General features: G+C 68.0%; 12 protein-coding genes. 6 read left to right on the top strand and 6 right to left on the bottom strand.

Going from position 1 to position 15,921, the window contains the following annotated elements:
* Positions 1-224 precede the first annotated feature (224 nt).
* From AC3A3X_RS01700 to ttcA, 3 genes are all read right to left on the bottom strand, one after another.
* Positions 225-1,025, bottom strand: coding sequence for a M48 family metallopeptidase (locus tag AC3A3X_RS01700; RefSeq protein ID WP_487581314.1), 801 nt, complete (start codon positions 1,023-1,025; stop codon positions 225-227).
* A gap of 111 nt (positions 1,026-1,136) precedes the next feature.
* Positions 1,137-2,057 (bottom strand): recombination-associated protein RdgC, encoded by a 921-nt coding sequence (locus tag AC3A3X_RS01695; RefSeq protein ID WP_487581313.1) that lies wholly within the window; start codon positions 2,055-2,057, stop codon positions 1,137-1,139.
* 178 nt (positions 2,058-2,235) lie between these two features.
* The gene (gene ttcA / locus AC3A3X_RS01690; RefSeq protein ID WP_487581312.1) at positions 2,236-3,138 is read right to left on the bottom strand and encodes a tRNA 2-thiocytidine(32) synthetase TtcA; all 903 of its coding nucleotides are present in this window, start codon (positions 3,136-3,138) and stop codon (positions 2,236-2,238) included.
* A gap of 107 nt (positions 3,139-3,245) precedes the next feature.
* Between ttcA and AC3A3X_RS01685 the strand changes: the two genes are divergently transcribed.
* The gene (locus tag AC3A3X_RS01685) at positions 3,246-3,455 is read left to right on the top strand and encodes a YdcH family protein (protein WP_200607831.1); all 210 of its coding nucleotides are present in this window, start codon (positions 3,246-3,248) and stop codon (positions 3,453-3,455) included.
* Positions 3,456-3,551: 96 nt separating this feature from the next.
* Here AC3A3X_RS01685 and AC3A3X_RS01680 read toward each other — a convergent pair whose 3' ends face one another.
* Positions 3,552-6,290 (bottom strand): tetratricopeptide repeat protein, encoded by a 2,739-nt coding sequence (locus tag AC3A3X_RS01680; RefSeq protein ID WP_487581311.1) that lies wholly within the window; start codon positions 6,288-6,290, stop codon positions 3,552-3,554.
* A 259-nt stretch (positions 6,291-6,549) separates the two neighbouring features.
* Between AC3A3X_RS01680 and AC3A3X_RS01675 the strand changes: the two genes are divergently transcribed.
* On the top strand, positions 6,550-7,245 hold the full coding sequence (locus AC3A3X_RS01675) for a hypothetical protein (RefSeq protein WP_487581310.1): 696 nt from the start codon (positions 6,550-6,552) through the stop codon (positions 7,243-7,245).
* On the opposite strand, the gene plsB is transcribed toward AC3A3X_RS01675, so the two are convergent.
* On the bottom strand, positions 7,229-10,060 hold the full coding sequence (gene plsB, locus AC3A3X_RS01670) for a glycerol-3-phosphate 1-O-acyltransferase PlsB (protein WP_487581309.1): 2,832 nt from the start codon (positions 10,058-10,060) through the stop codon (positions 7,229-7,231). The genes AC3A3X_RS01675 and plsB overlap by 17 nt on opposite strands.
* A gap of 26 nt (positions 10,061-10,086) precedes the next feature.
* Positions 10,087-10,983 (bottom strand): hypothetical protein, encoded by an 897-nt coding sequence (locus tag AC3A3X_RS01665; protein WP_487581308.1) that lies wholly within the window; start codon positions 10,981-10,983, stop codon positions 10,087-10,089.
* 331 nt (positions 10,984-11,314) lie between these two features.
* Between AC3A3X_RS01665 and AC3A3X_RS01660 the strand changes: the two genes are divergently transcribed.
* From AC3A3X_RS01660 to AC3A3X_RS01645, 4 genes are read left to right on the top strand one after another with little or no spacing between them, the layout of a single operon-like run.
* Positions 11,315-11,806 (top strand): Csu type fimbrial protein, encoded by a 492-nt coding sequence (locus AC3A3X_RS01660; RefSeq protein WP_487581307.1) that lies wholly within the window; start codon positions 11,315-11,317, stop codon positions 11,804-11,806.
* Entirely contained in the window at positions 11,806-12,519 is a 714-nt protein-coding gene (locus AC3A3X_RS01655) for a fimbrial biogenesis chaperone (RefSeq protein WP_487581306.1), read from the top strand. Before AC3A3X_RS01660 ends, AC3A3X_RS01655 begins: the two co-directional genes overlap by 1 nt.
* A gap of 34 nt (positions 12,520-12,553) precedes the next feature.
* Positions 12,554-14,854 (top strand): fimbria/pilus outer membrane usher protein, encoded by a 2,301-nt coding sequence (locus AC3A3X_RS01650; RefSeq protein WP_487581305.1) that lies wholly within the window; start codon positions 12,554-12,556, stop codon positions 14,852-14,854.
* The gene (locus AC3A3X_RS01645; RefSeq protein WP_487581304.1) at positions 14,854-15,822 is read left to right on the top strand and encodes a Csu type fimbrial protein; all 969 of its coding nucleotides are present in this window, start codon (positions 14,854-14,856) and stop codon (positions 15,820-15,822) included. Before AC3A3X_RS01650 ends, AC3A3X_RS01645 begins: the two co-directional genes overlap by 1 nt.
* The last annotated feature ends 99 nt before the right edge of the window (positions 15,823-15,921 follow it).

Genomic DNA, 15,921 nt, shown 5'->3' with positions numbered 1-15,921 from the left:
CCCAGGCCGATACCCTCTCCGACATATCACCGTCATCCCGGCGAACGCCGGGATCCATTTGCTGTTGCGACGCCGCAGGCAAAGGCAACGTCCCTGGGTCCCCGCCTTCGCGGGGATGACGGTAGTGAGGCTGCGGCGTTGAGGGCCTGGATCCCGGCGTTCGCCGGGATGACGGTAAGGGGGCTAACGGCGAGGGGGCTGAGGGTAAGGGAGGATGTGGTGCCTTACGCCGCCGCCTTCCCGCACAACGCCCGCAGCGTCGCCTTCAACTGCCGTCCTTCGCCGTGGAAGTACTCGCGCTCGTTGCGCCAGTACGGGCAGCGCGCTTCCACCTCGCGCCAGAACGCGCGCGAATGATCGGCGTGGATCAGATGGCACAGCTCGTGCACGACCACGTACTCGAACGCGCTCGGCCGTGCCAGCACCAGCGACAGGTCCAGCGCCATCGAGCCATCGGGTGCCAGCGAGCCCCACTGCGACGACATCATCTTGAATGCCACCCGCCGCGGCGCGCGCGGCAGCGACGGCAGGTAGCGCGGCAGCCAGCGGCCGACATCGGCACGTGCCTGCGCTTCGTAGAAATCGCGGGCGGCGCGGCGGATCGCAAGATCGCCGGCGCGCGCGGGCAAGGTGAACATCAGGGATTCGCCGTGCGCTTCGAGCCGGCTGAATCGCCCTTGCTGCCACTGCAGCGGCAGCATCGCGCCGCGCAATGGCAGTTGCGCGCTGACGTCGCGCTCGAGCACGGGCACGCCGTCGATGCCGTAGCGGTCCAATTGCGTCGCCAGCCATTGCCGATGCTCGGCGACGAAACGGTCGGCGGCGGCGATGCTGCAGCGGGTCGGCATCGTCAGGCGCGCACCACGTTCATCGACCGACAGCTTCAGTCGCCGTGAACGCGGATCACGCACGCGCTGCAGGACTATCGTGCGGCCGTCATCCAGTTCGACCTCGAGCGACTCGCGCTCGATCGTGCGTGGCTTCGGCGCGAGCAGGCGACCGAACATTCGAAACTGGGAAGGCATGGCGGACGGCTCGGTGGGGTACGAACGCGGTTGCGTCCGATCATACGTGCTCGCGGCCGTCGCCGGCTTCCAGGTGCATTTCGACCCGATGACGGCCGCGTGCCGGCGCCGTCACAGCTCGGCGCGGGACAGCTCGGCGCGGGACAGCTTGAGCGCGCTTTCGAGAACCGTGAACAGGCGCTTGAACTCGCCGGCCATCAGCACGAAGCGGGCATCGAGTTCGGCGCGCAGGTCCTCGCGCTCGGTCGATTCGAGTTCGTCGACGGCACCGTCGAGCAGCTTGAACTTGCGCACCACCAGGTCCTCGCCGAGCACGAACGAAACGTGGTCGTCGAGCGTCAGCGCCAGACGCGTGACCTGCTTGCCCGACTCCAGGTGCTTGGCGATCTCGTCGCTCTGCAACTCCATGCGCTGCACCTTGACCACGGCGCCCTGGTCGATGGGGTCGCGCAGTTCGCATTCGTCGCCCAGCGAGAGGCCTTCGGGCATCTCCTCGCCGGCAACCCAGCCGGTCAGCACCGTGCGCGGCGCGATCTCGGCATTCAGCGGCAGGGCCGGGAAGCTGCCCAGTGCGCGGCGGATCTCGCTGACCACGTTCTCGCCGCTCTTGCGGCTGGAGGTGTCGACGGCGACCACGCCGTGGCCCAGGTCGATCAGCGCATCGGTGCGGCTGGGCTTGACGAATGCGCGCGGCAGCAGGTCGGTGATCAGCTCGTCCTTGATGCGCTTGCGGGTGCGACCGCCGGGCTTGCGGCCTTCCTTCTGCTCGATCTCGGCCAGCTTCTTGGCGAGCATGTCGTTGACGACCGAGCCGGGCAGGATCTTGTCCTCGCCACCGACCGCCAGCCAGGTGGCATCGCCGCGGGTGTGCGAGAGCTCGTCGTCGCCGCGGCCGAACGGGGAGATGAAGCCACGGCTGGACAGCTCCAGCGGGCCGACCGGCTTGAGCAGGCATTCGCCCAGGCCGGTGTCGAGTTCATCGAGTTTGGTGGTGGTGGGGAAGCGGAACAGCGTCAGGTTGCGGAAGAACATCGAGGATCCTGGAAAGAGGGGTAAAGCCGTCATTCCCGCGAAGGCGGGAACCCAGGGTCTTTGCTTTCGCACGATGAGAGCGAAAGACGCTGGGTTCCCGCCTTCGCGGGAATGACGGTAAAGGGCGCGGGAATGATGGTGACAGGCTTGGGAATGACGGTAACAGGTTGCAGTCGCATCAGGCCGGCGTGTTGTTGCCTTGCGGTTCCCCCGCCAGCCACGCACGCGCGTCCGGCAACGGCGCATCACCGCGGCGTCCGAGCGAAAGGAAGTCGAACTGGTTCGGATCCGACAAGTGCGCAGGGCGCAGGTCACCCAGCGCCCGGGCAATGGTCTCGATGCGCCCCGGGGTCTCGCGTTCCCACGTGTCCATCATCTTCTTGACCTGCTTGCGCTGCAGGTTCTCCTGGGAGCCGCACAGGTTGCACGGAATGATCGGGAACTGCCTGGCCTGTGCGTAGGCGGCGATGTCGTCTTCGCGCACATAGGCCAGCGGCCGGATGACCACGTGCTGACCATCATCGGACAGCAGTTTGGGCGCCATGCCGGCGAGCTTGGCGTGGAAGAACAGGTTCAGGAAGAACGTCGACACCAGGTCGTCGCGGTGGTGGCCCAGGGCGATCTTGGTGAAGCCCTGTTCGGCGGCGTGGGCGTACAGCGCGCCACGGCGCAGGCGCGAGCACAGCGAGCACATCGTCTTGCCTTCCGGCACCACGCGCGTGACCACCGAGTAGGTGTCCTGCTCGAGGATCTTGTACGGGACTCCAATTGACTCGAGGTAGGCCGGCAGCACGTGCTCCGGAAAGTCAGGCTGCTTCTGGTCGAGGTTGACAGCGACCAGCTGGAACTTCACCGGCGCTTTGGCCTGCAGCTGCAGCAGGATGTCGAGCATCGTGTAGCTGTCCTTGCCGCCGGACAGGCACACCATGACCTTGTCGCCATCCTCGATCATGCCGAAATCGGCGATCGCGCGACCCACCTGGTGGCGCAGGCGCTTGGCCAGCTTGTTGTTCTCGTGCGCGCGGCGCTGGACGGCGCGCACGTGGGGAGTGGGTTCGAGAAGGGGCAGGACGGTGCTCATCGGACGCCCATTCTACCGGGCGTCCAACGGGCACGGCTTGTGCCGGGAGGGTTATGCCATTAGAGCCGGCGGTGACGCCTGCAACGCGACCGCGTTAAGCTTCGCGGATGATCGAAAGCGACGATCCCGCCGTCCTCGCACGCCAGCTCGCCGAGCTGCGTCTGGAGCACCGCGACCTGGACGTGGCGATCGAACGCCTGGTGCGCGAGCCCGATGCCGACGAGTTGACGGTCAAGCGCCTGAAAAAGCGCAAGTTGTGGCTGAAGGACTGCATCTCGAGGCTGGAAAGCGCGTTGATTCCCGACGAGCCGGCTTGAGTGGGAGGCACTGGTGGGAGGGGCTTCAGCCCCGATCGGACTTACCTGCCACCTCTTCGGGGCTGAAGCCCTCCCACAGTGATCCAGCTCAGTGGTCTAGTTCAGCCGCTGTAGCAATGACGCCGATTCGCGCACCAGCGGATGGGCCGGCGAATAGAACGCCCGCAGCATCCTGTCGCAGTTGACCGCCTGCCGGCGTGCTCCGCTGACGTCGTGCTGGCGCAACGTCAGCTGCGCGCGCAGGCAATCGCCTTCGCCACGCAGCGGATGCTCGGCGGGAAGCTCGTCGCCGGCGCGCGCGTCGTAGATCGCCAGCAAAGTGGCGGCGTCGTCGAGCCTGTCCAGCGCCAGCGCGGCGCGGACCCAGCGCAGCACGCGCGGGACGACGCGATCGCCGGGCTGGTCGAAGAGGCGGACGCGATCGCGCATCGCTGCCTGCAGGCGCGCCAGCGCGATGCCGCGGTCGCCGCTCATGGCCTCGGCCCACGCCAGGTTGGCCTGCGCGCGCAGCGGCAACGGATGATCGGGCTTGAGCGCGCCCGACCAGTTGTCCAGCAACGATTGCAGCAGCGTGCGGGCTTCCTGCCACTGACCACGACGCAGGCGGCTCTCGGTGCGCCAGATGTTGGGCATCTGCGCCTCGACCTGGCCGACGCCCTGGGTCTGCTCGAAGATGCGCCGTGCATTGAGCAGGAGTGGTTCTGCGGCGTCGTAATCGCCGGTCTCGACCAGCACGCTGCCCAGCGAGTTGTACGCCCACGCCGTCCAGGTGGTGGTTTCGCCGGAGCTGCGGTACAGCGCGAGCAGGTCCTCGAAATGCTTGCGCGCCTGCCCGTACTCGCCAAGGCCGCGCGCGCACAGGCCCAGCGACCAGTACAGCTCGCCCTGCGCCTTGGCATCGCCCTTGAGCGCCTGCGAGGCCAGCAGCGGCTGCAGGATCGCCTGTGCCTGCCGGTAGCGGCCTTGTTCGGTGCGCAGCTGGCCCATCTTCAGGGTCGCGAACGGGCGCTCGGCCGGCGCGTCCTCGCTGCGGCGCAGTGCCGATGCGCAGGCTTCCTCCGCTGCAGCCAGATCGTTGGCGATGCGCTGCACGTCGCACAGGCCTGTCTCGACCCGGATCAGCGCCGGCAGCTGGTCGGCGCCCAGGCGGCGGTAAAGCGCGCGCGCCTGGCGGTAGTGGCCGATCGCCAGCGCGTGCCGGTCCTGGCCGAAGAAGACATTGGCGACCAGCGCATGGACGGTCGCGGCGGCCGCCGGATCGTCGGCGAAACGCGGGTCGACCTGGGCCGCGGCGCGATCGACTGCTTCGCGAACGCTGACCTGGTTGCCGCCGGCGTGCTTGCCGGGATCACGCTTGCCCGAATCGCCCTTGCCAGAATACGGATCGGCCTGTGCCAGCACGTCGCTGGTGACGAAGTCGAGCACCGCCTGCCGTTGACGGGCATTCTCCTCGGCGAGCAGGCGCGCGCGATCGGCGCGCACCGACATCGCCGTGGTCGCGACCAGACCCACCAGCAGCGCGGCGGTGACGGCCGCCCACATGCGCAGGCGATTGCGCTCGCTGGCCTGGTGGCGCGCGCGGCGCTCGTCTTCATCGCGACGGCGAAGGTCGTGGTCGCGCTCGGCGTGGCGCTGGTCGAGCGTGCGCAGGCGCGTGCCGAGCATGCGCGGATCGAGCACGCGCTGCTTCGGATCCACTGCCGCGGCCAGGGCGATGTCCTCGCACAGCAGCGGATCGTCGAGCGCCGCTTCCCAGCCCGGCGCCAGCGAACGGCGCAGGTCGCCGACCAGCAGCTGGTACAGCAGTACGCCCAGCGCGTAGACGTCGCTGCTCTGGGTCGGCATTTCGCCGGCGATTACTTCCGGGGCGATGTAGAGCAGGCTGCCGGCTTGCGCCGATGTCAGCGAGTGGCTGCCGTCGACGAGGCTGTAGGTCAGGCCGAGTTCGGCGAGCTGCGGCGTCAGTGCGGCTTCGCCGGCGCCAAGGTCGGCCAGGACGAAGCGCCAGCCGCCGGGCGCTGCGCCGTCGGCGACCGGGTAGAGATTCTCCGGCTTGAGGTCCTTGTGCAGGATGCCGATCTCGTGGAGCGCGGCCACCGCCTCGCACAGTTGCACGCACAGCGACAGCCGCTGCTGGAACGACAGCGCGGCCAGTCCGCCCTGCGCCTGCGCCCAGTCGCGCAGGTGGCCGTGCGGGTAGTACGGCATCTCCAGGAAGAACGGCGGCTGCGCCAGGTTCCAGCCCAGCACCGGCGCCACCGCCGGCAGCTCGGCGCGCACCGCCTGGATGTAGCGCGCCAGCGCGATCTCGCGCTTGAGGCTGCGCAGCCCGCTCTCGCTGGTCGCCAGCTTGATCGCGCGCGTTTCGCCGCTGTCGGAGCGAGCCAGGCAGATCACGCCGGCGCTGCCTTCGCCCAGGCGCTGGACCAGGCGCCAGCCCGGCCGGTGCGGCAACCGGTCGCCGTCGCGCAGGCGCTCGGCGTCGTGCGGGTGCGCGTGCACCTTCTCCACGGCGACCGCCTCGAACCGCACCTTCGCCGCCAGCCGGTAGCCGTAGCCGTGGACGACGCGGATCGCTGCGCCGTCCTCGCCCAGCGCCTGGCGCAGGCGGCCGATCGCCTTGACCAGCGAGTTCTCCGACACCACGCGCCCCGGCCAGCCGGACTCGAGCAGTTCGTCCTTGGTCACCACTTCGCCGGCGTGGCGAAGCAGCGCCAGCAGCACGTCGTAGCTGCTGCGGTCGAGTTCGACGTCGGCGGCACCGGCCCGGACCGCGGCAATGCGCTCGTCGAGCACGACCTGGCCGTATCGCCAGATGCCCGGCGATGACGACATGTTCAAAGATGACGGCGACTCGGCCACGGCCCCCTCCGTCGCAGAAACCGCACTTTGGCGCGTGGCCGCGCGGCCGGCAAGGGGCGCCCGGCCCGGCGGTACGCACGATCACAAGTCCGCGCCGACGATTCACAAGCTTTCAGAACTCTTCAGGACGCGGCAAGGATTCCCGCACCCCGGCCCCGCACGATGCAGGACCACTCGCCGCAGGGACCGCCTGCGGCGACATCGATCGAGCATCGGCCCCGGGGGGGACGCCATGCAAACCGGATCCAGACGAAGCCACGGCCAGGCGCCCTTCGGCGAACACGCCGCTGCCTTGCGCTGGCAGGAGGCGATACAGACCGCCCAGCACGACCTCGCCGAGGACCTGGCCCAGCTGATCGGCAGCGACGGCCTGGATCGCGACAGCTACCTGCGCTGGCTGGCGTCCGAGAACGCGCTGTGCCGGACCGGTGCCTTCGTCCTGGAATCGCTGGCGCCGGCCCTGTCGACGCCGGCCCTGCGGCAATGGGCCGGCGAGCGCACGGCGAAGATGCGCGACTGGGAACGGATGGCCGCGGCGGACGTGCGTCGCACCGACGGCATCGTCGCCATCGCCCCGGTCGCGGCCGAACCCTGGCGCGATTTCGTCGAGCGGCACCGACACCGGCGTCCTTACCGCGTGCTCGGTGCGATCGCGCTGCACGAGGCGGTCACCGGCGGCATGGCCCGCCACGCCCTGGTCGCCGTGCTCGAACGCTCGTTCCTGCCGGTGCGCGGCTGTACCTACCTGCTGCACCGCCTGCTGGCTGCCGACGACGGCTGCGACTGGCGCTGGCTGTGGCAACAGGCCGACGAAGGCGCGCAGCGGCGCGCGCTGTGCGACGGCGCCTGGCATGCGGCGACCTTGTATCGCCGCATCGTCCAGGCTGCTTTGCAGGGCGCGCCGAGGAGGCTCAGGCCGCCGGGGTAGCCGTCTCGACCGGTTCGGCCTTGGCCGTTTCCGGGCTGATCTTCTCGATGGTGTGGCGCAGCTCGCGGCCGAGGATGACCTTGGCGTCCTTGGCCCACGCATCCAGTCGCGCATCGAAGGCCAGCTTGCCATTCTCGTCCGGCCACACCAGCTTCAGTTCGCGCAGCTTCTGGATGAAGCCGCGGAACAGCGTCTTGTCGAAAAACTCCGGCGCCGCCGGTGCGTACAGCAGCGACAACCGCTGCGCCGCCAGCTGGCACATGCTCTCGAGCTGGGAGGCGGTGAGCGTGCCGGCACCGTTCTTCACCAGCACTGAAATGGCGATGTAGTAGCGCTCGAAGGCCTGCTGCAGCGAGTGGCCGATCGCGCGCAGGCGGAACACCTCGTCGGTCTGGCCGGCATTGCGGGCGAGGATGCCGCCTTCTTCCTCGTTGATGCGTTCGAGCAGGCCTTCGCGGATGAACACCTCGATGGTGTCGGTCAGGCGCTGGGAGAACTCGTCCTCGCTCCACGGCAGGAACAGCTCGGCCTGCAGGAACGGATAGACGTTGCGACCCAGGCGCAGCACGCCGGCCTGGCTCATGCGGCGGTTGTTCTGGAAGCAGCAGGCGATCCACGACGCCGCGGTGAACAGATGCAGCACGTTGTTGCGGAAGTAGCTCAGCAACACCGCGTTGTCGCCACTGACACCCAGCACGTCGCCGAGCGGATGCGCGGTGCGGCTGAGGACATTGATCTCCTCGCCGTGGGCGACGATCTCCTGCGGCGAATGCGGCGTGACGGTGACGCGATCGGAATACGGCAACGTCGCCAGCAGGGTCTTGCTCAGCGTGATCTGGGCGAGCAGGTCGCCTTCGCCCATCGCGTGCTTGGGCGTGGACAGTAGCGCCAGCGCCAGCAGGTTGATCGGATTGACGTCGGCGGCGCGGTTGACGTTGACCTGGATCTGCTCGGCCAGCGCATCGACGGCGCCGGACATCCATGCCGGCTTCTCATCTTCGCCGACCGGTTTGCCATCCCAGTCGGGCGCATGCTCGGCGAGCACGTCGTTGAGGCGGATCGGCTCGCCGAAGTTCACCACCACCTGGCCGTAGTTGCTGCGCAGCACCTTGGGGATGCCCCACAGCAGCGCCCAGATCGATTCCTTCTCCTTCGGCTTGCCCGACAGTTCGTCGAGGTAGCTCGTGCCTTCCATCAGCTTCTCGTAGCCGATGTACACCGGCTGGAACAGCACCGGGCGCGTGGGCTGGCGCAGGAATGCGCGCAGCGTCATCGCCACCATGCCACCCTTGGGCTGCAGCAGCCGGCCGGTGCGCGAGCGCCCGCCTTCGACGAAGTACTCGATCGAGTAACCGCCCGACACCAGCTGCGCCACGTACTCCCCGAGCACCGCCGAGTACAGCGCGCTGCCACGGATGCTGCGGCGGATGAAGAATGCGCCGCCCTTGCGCAGCAGCGTGCCGACCACCGGCAGGTTGAGGTTGATGCCGGCCACGATGTGCGGCGGCACGATGCCGCGCGTGTAAAGCAGGTAGCTGAGCAGCAGGTAGTCCATGTGGCTGCGATGGCAGGGCACGTAGACCACTTCATGGCCGGGCGCATCGTCCTTGAGCTGGTCGAGGTGGTGCACCAGCACGCCGCGGTAGATGCGGTTCCACACCGGTGCCAGCAGGAAGCTGACCGAGCGCACCACCGGGTGCGAATAATCGGCAGCGATCTCGTAGGCGTAGGTGTGGGCTTTCTTCCAGGCATCGGCGAGCTTGGAGTTGTCGCGGCGGGCCTGGTCGGCGATGGCGTCGCGGACCGTGGTCGAGGTCAGTACCTGGTCGACCAGCAGGCGCCGGGTCGACAGGTCCGGGCCGATCACCGCCGCGCGGATGCGGCGGAAATGTGCACGCAGCACGCGCGAGAGCTTGCGCACCGTGCGTTCGGCCGGCAGGCCTTCGTCGACGATTGCGCGCAGGCCGATCGGCGGGGCGAAGCGGACCAGGGTGTCGCGGCCGTTGAGTGCGATCGCCAGCAGGCGGCGGAAGCGGCCGACCAGGGTCCAGTTTTCCGAGAACAGCACCGAGAACCAGCCGCTGTTCTTGTCCGGCGCGCGGCCGACGAAGATCGACACCGGTACCAGCTGCACGTCCAGGGTCGGATCGCTGCGGTGGGCATCGAGCAGGCGCGCCAGCGAGCTGGAATGGCTCTTGGTGGTCGGCTCGGCGGTGCCGGCCAGCGCCTGCAGTTGCGCCAGCGTGTTGACGTTGCGGCGGGACAGCGCGAGGTAGGCACGCTTGCGTCGCAGCGGATCGCCCGGGAGCGGCTGCAATGGCGAGGGCAGACCCGATTCGCGGCAGGCGCGCTCCAGGATCAGCGCATTGCTCAGGCCGTAGTCCTCGAGCACGTAGCAGACCGGGCGGCCGCTCCATTCCTCTGGGATTTCGGCGGTCGGGTTGCGCGGCTCGATGGTCAGCTGCACCCACGGCGCCATCAGGCGGCCGAGCAGCTTGGCCCACCAGGGGCGGCGCGGCGCGCTGGCCGGGCGACGGCGCTCGGGGCGCACGGACGAGGCCGCAGCGGGGACGGCGGGGATAGGCAGTTCGGGTTGGGCCGGGTCGGGTTCGGCCGGTGCGCGGGCTTCCGGTGCGGTGTCGCCTACAGCTTCGGTCACGGCTTCGGAAGTCGCATCCGCGGCGGCTTCGGGTACGGCGTCGGACATCCCTTCAGGCGCGGTCTGGGCAGCACGAGACGGCGTCGCGTCGGTGGCCGGCGCGCCCTTGTCGGGTTCCGGAAAAGGCAGGGGAGTCTGATTCGGCATCGCGGGCATTATGCCTTTCGCGGTCGGAACCGCGTTCAGCGGGTCGGTGTCGTGGCCGTTGGTACCGGCGCGGGCGCCGCGGCTTGCGTCTCGGCGTGGCGCAGGGCGTCGCTGAGATACCAATGGCCCTCATGGCGCTCGACGGCCAGCTGCGCCTCGATCTTGTGCCCGGCCAGTGTGTAGTTCAGCCGCACCTTGGCGCGCTCGCCGTCCTCTTCGATCAACGTGGCCCTGGCGCTGGCCAGGTCGGTATCGACATCCAGCCCATAGGTTCCCAGCACCTGCTTGAAGCGGCCGAAGAACGGTCCGAACCGCTCCAGGCTGCGTTGCATGCCGAGCTGGCGGAAGGTGTCCGGGCCGCCAGCCAGTCCGGTCTGGCGCGCCGCCGCGACCAGCTGCGGGATTGTCCGCCGCGCGAGCTGAGGGTCGCCCAGTGGCGCCTTCTGGCCCCAGCGGCTCAACGCCGCGACCAGCTGTGCGTAGTGGGCGCGCTCGTCGGCGCTGTAGTCGCCTTCCTTGCGCAGGTACTGGGTGGCGAACAGGCCCAGGGTCGAGGCGGCCGAACGCAACTCGGCGCCGGCGCCGGAGAACTGGCGGTTGTAGGCGGCCAGCAGTTGCTTCTCCGCGCCGGGCGCGGCCAGGGCGGTGATGAAGGCGGGCAGGCGATCGTCCAGCGGCAGCTCGCTCAGCGGCCAGCGCGTACGGCCCTCGTTCCAGGCGTGGTCGAGCCTGGCGTGCAGCGCCGGCGGGACGGAGTGGCGGGCATAGGCGACGAAGTCGTTGCGGCGCAGGTCCTCGATCAGCTGCTCGACGGCCTGGGCCGGCTCGGTCGGCGTGGGCGCCACTGCCGGCGCGGGCGCGCGCTCGCAACCGGCCACCGCCACCGCGGCAACCAGGAGCAGCGCGGCAGTGGCGCGTCGGATCAATGGCATGCGGTGCGGCTCCCCTGTCGCTGGGTCCGAATCTTGGCCGGCGGCCGGGTCGGGGGCAAGCGACAACGTCCCGAATCGAAGTTTCAGCGGGGAAAACGCCTGTTCATAAATTATGAGGATACAAGGTGACGTCGATTGTCACTTTTGACGCAGCAGGTTCAAAAGTGTGATCTGAATCTCGTTCAGATTTGTCGAATCGGGCGGTCTTAACACGCGCCAAACGCTCTGAAACCGGTTTTGGGACGGTTGGCACACTTTCTGCTTTCTAGGCACTAACCCCGGCATTTCCGCCGGAAACATCGAAGCGCGGAATGCGCCATCGGAGAATGGAATGAACCTGCTCAAGTCGTCGCTGCTCACTGTTGCACTGCTCGCCACCGCCCCGATGGCAATGGCCGGCACCCACAGCGCCTCCATGAACGTCACCCTGACGCTCAACAACAGCTGCATCGTTGCCACCAACCCGCTGAACTTCAACACGCAGACGACCCTGGCGACCGACATCGACGCCGCGACCACGCTGAGCGTGACCTGTGTCTCGGCCGGTCCGTACACCGTCTCGCTGAGCGCCGGCGGCGGCTCGGGTGCCACCTTTGACAGCCGCAAGATGACCGGTCCTTCCTCGGCGACTATCGACTACTCGCTGTACGCTGAAACCGGCCGTACCAACGTCATCGGCGACGGCACCAGCGGCAACGTCACCCTGGCCGGCAGCGCGTCGGGCGCCACCACGTTCGATGTCTACGGTCGCGTGTTTGGCGCACAGAACCCGAAGCCAGTTGGCGTCTACTCCGACACCGTCACGGCTACCGTCTCGTTCTGATGAACCTGCGCCTTCCACTTGCGGCGTTCGTGGCCCTCGCCCTGATGGGTGGGGTCGCGCATGCCCGCGGCCAGTTGCAGGCCCGACAGACCAGTGTCGACATTCCGCCCGGTGTTCGCGGTGGCCGGTTGCTGCTGGGTAACGGCGGCGACAGCCCGGTGGCGGCGCAGATCCGCGTATACGCGTGGACCCAGGACGGTGACCAGGATGTCCTGGAGCCCAGCAACGATCTGACAGTCAGCCCGCCGGTGGTGGAAATCGCCGGTGGCGCAGACCAGCTGATCCGTCTTGTCCGCAACTCAGATGCAGCGCCCCGGCAGGAACTGGCTTACCGGGTCGTTGTCGATGAGTTGCCCGGCGATCCCGCCGCCTCGACCCAGAGCGCGGTGAACGTCCGGATGCGTTACCTGATTCCAGTGTTCGTCCGCGTTGCCGATCCGGCACCGGTTGCTCTCAAGTGCAGTCTTGAAGCCGCAGCGCTGGCGTGCTCCAACTCGGGCGGTGTCGCTGCCCAGTTGGGCGCTAGCCGCCTGCTGTCGGCCGATGGACGCAGCCTGGAACTGACCCCTGGCCTCATGGGCTATGTATTGGCGGGCAGTTCCAGGCGCTTCACGCTTGAAGGCGACAAGCTCGGGTCCGCTCAAGGATGGAAGACGCTCGAGGTCCGGCTGAACGGTCAGCCGGCAAGCATTGAACTGTCGTCCGGGCGTTAGAAACCATCGCCTCGCGCAAGCGCTGGCGATCGCATTGTTCGCGATCTGCGCACCGTCCACCTGGGCGGCGGCGGGATTGCCGGCGGGCCTGGATGAAGAGGCTCCGACAGCGGCCTCCCAGCGCGCGCTGATTGCCGCGCCGCAGGCACTCTTCCTCGACATCGTCATGGACGGACAGATCGTGCGGCCGCTGGTGCGATTCGAAATGTTCGAAGGTCGGCTATCGGTCGATCCGGCCGATCTCGATGCGATCGGCCTGGTCATGCCAGACAACGTGACTGCAGACCCGAACGGCCGCGTTTCGCTCGATGCGATCGAAGGCCTCAGCGCGATCTATGACGCCTCGATGCAGCAGGTCACGCTCCTTCCTGTCGCGCATATGCGCCGTGCCAACCGCCTCGGCTACCAGGCGCCGGCACCCATTTCGGTCAATCGCGACCAGGGCCTGGTCCTGGACTGGGACGCGTATGGCCGTCACTCCGAGGATAGCGACACCGCGTCGCTGGGCACTGGCCTGCGCTGGTTCGGCCGGTTTGGCAGCCTGCAGAGCTACGGCGTCAGCCGCAGCGGCGACCAGGACGATGGCTACCTGCGTCTGGACACGCGCTGGACGATTTCCGACCCGCAGCGCATGACGACCTGGACCGCCGGCGACCTGATCTCCGGTGGCCTGGCCTGGAGCCGGCCGGTGCGCATGGGCGGCCTGCAGTGGCGCCGCAATTTCAGCGTCCGCCCCGACCTGATCATCTACCCGCTGCCGCAGTTCAGCGCTAGCGCAGCGGTGCCGTCGGCGGTGGACCTGTACGTCAACAACGTCCGCCAGTACAGCGGCCAGGTCGATCCGGGTCCATTCGTACTCAGCGACTTTCCACGCCTGGCCGGCGCCGGACAGGCGGTGGTCGTGGTGACCGATGCGCTGGGGCGCAGCACCCAGACCAGCGTCCCGCTGTATGTCGACTACCAGCGCCTGGCCCGTGGCCTGAGCGACTTCTCGCTCGAAGCAGGCCTGCTGCGACGGAACTACAGCCTGGAGTCGGACGATTACGGGCAGCACCCGGTCGCCAGCGCCAGCATGCGGCGCGGCATCACCGACAATTTCACCGGCGAGTTCCACGCCGAGTACGGCGAGCGGCTGAGTCTGGGCGGCATCGGCTTTGCCTGGTCGCCGCTGGGTCGCTATGGCGTGTTCACTGGCAACTACGCGCACAGCTCCAACTGGCACAGCGGCCACCAGTACGGCGGTGGCTACCAGTGGTTCGGCCAGCGGGTCGGCTTCGACGTCTACAGCCAGCGCGCGACCGAGCAATACCGCGATCTGGGCTCGCTGGAAGAGGGCGGCTTGCCGCTGCTGCGCCAGGACCGTGCATCGGCCTGGCTGTCGATTCCGCGCGGCTCGATCTCGCTTTCGTGGATCCGCTACCAGGATCACGACAACCCGACCAGCCGCACCAAGGGCATCGGCTTCAACCAGAGTTACCGAAGCTTCGCCTGGACCGTCAGCGCCTTCGAGGATGATCGTTCGGGGCACGGTGTTTCACTGTCGATCAACGTTCCGCTGGGTCGCGACATCGACGCCTCGCTGTCGGTCGACCGGCAGAACGACAGCACCGACGTCGCGGCGGCACTGCGGCGTCCGCTGCCCTATGGCGGCGGTCTGGGTTGGGAAGTGCAGGCACGCGACGGCGGCGATGGTGTGCTTGGCGTCGGCTGGCGCGGCCGCGCCGGTGACGTCTGGGGCGGCGTGGACAGTTTCAGCGGACAGCAAAGCGTCTACGGTCAGGGCAATGGCAGCGTGGTGCTGATGGGTGGCCAGTTGTTCACCAGCCGCGCCGTCACCGACTCGTTCGCGGTCGTCTCCACCAACGGCGTCGCCGGAGTGCCGATCCTTTACGAAAACCGCATCGCCGGTCGCACCAATGCCAACGGCTTCCTGCTGCTGCCCGAACTGCGTGGATGGCAGCGCAACCGCATCGCGATCGACCCCGACGGACTGGCGCCCGACCTGGAAGTGCTTTCGGTGGAGCGCCTGGTGACACCGCCTGATCGCAGCGGCGTGCATGTGCCGTTCCCGATCAGGCAGGTGCACAGCGCCAACCTCGAGCTGCTCGACCGTGAGGGCAAGCAGGTCGAGGCCGGTACCCGAGTCGTGCGTCAGGACGGAAGTCCGGCCATCGTCGGATTCGACGGAACCCTCTGGCTCGATCGATACACTCCCGGCGAAAGCCTCACCTGGACCCGCGCGGGCGTCACCTGTTCCGCGATGGCCCCGGCGCTGCCCAGTAGTTCGGCACAGAGCAAGCTGGCGGTGAAATGCCGCAGCGAGGACACACCATGATGCGTCGCTACCCCATTGCCCTGGCCCTGTTGGGCTTGCTGGTTTCGCTGCTGCTGCCCGGTACGGCTTCGGCGGCGATCACCTGCCGCATCGACAATGCCACCGATCTGAACTTCGGCACGCTGACGCTGCCGGTCGGAGCATCGACGTCGACCGTGACGGTCACCGCCAGTTGTCTGGGAAGAAACAATGGCGACGTCGGCGACACTGTGCTGGTGTGCGCCGGCACCAACAACGGCGGCACGCCCCGCTCGATGAAGCGTGCCGCCCCGGTGGCGTCGTTCTACTACGACATCTATACCGACGGAACCTATTCCCAGCCGGCCAACTACACTTACAACGCTCAGGCCACGATCACGATCACTTCGAAAGATGCGTGGATCAGCAAGCAGATCACCCTCTACGGGCGGGTGTCGACCGTGCAGCCCACCGCCCCCGCGCCGACGCCGGGCAGCTACACCGAGGCAATCAGTGCCGTGTGGGGGTACTCGGCGGACAACAATGCCAACTGCGCGACCAATGTCGCGCCGGCGACGCCGAACTACACGTTCACTTCGCGTGCCACGCTCCAGGGCAGCTGCCTGATTGCTGCCCAGGACATGCCGTTTGGCAGCTACACTTCGCTGGCAGTGGCCCGTGATGCGCAGGCCAACCTGACGGTCACCTGCACCAACGGCACGGCCTACACGGTCAAGCTCGACGGCGGCCGCTCGGGCAACGTCGCCGCGAGGCGGATGTACCTCAACGGCGTCGGACCACAAACGGTCGACTACAACCTCTACACGACCGCCGCGAGAGACGTCATCTGGGGCAGCGGCGCGAGCGGTTCCAGCACCGTGATCGGCACCGGCACCGGCGCGGGGCAGGGCACGGGGCAGACCCTCACCGTCTTCGGTCGCGTGCCGATCACGCCAACCTTCACCGCCGGCACCTACAGCGACGTGATCACGGCGACCGTCGAGTTCTAAAGCGCCCGGGCGTTCCAGTCCACGCGGCGCAAAAGAAAAAGGAGGCCACGGGCCTCCTTCAAATCCGGCTTGCACCGGAGGACGTCGAGTTGTGGCATG

It is taken from the genome of Lysobacter sp. Soil_N_23 (assembly GCF_057656135.1).
Note: the sequence above shows the minus strand (reverse complement) of the source record. Positions and strands in the feature narration are given on the sequence as shown.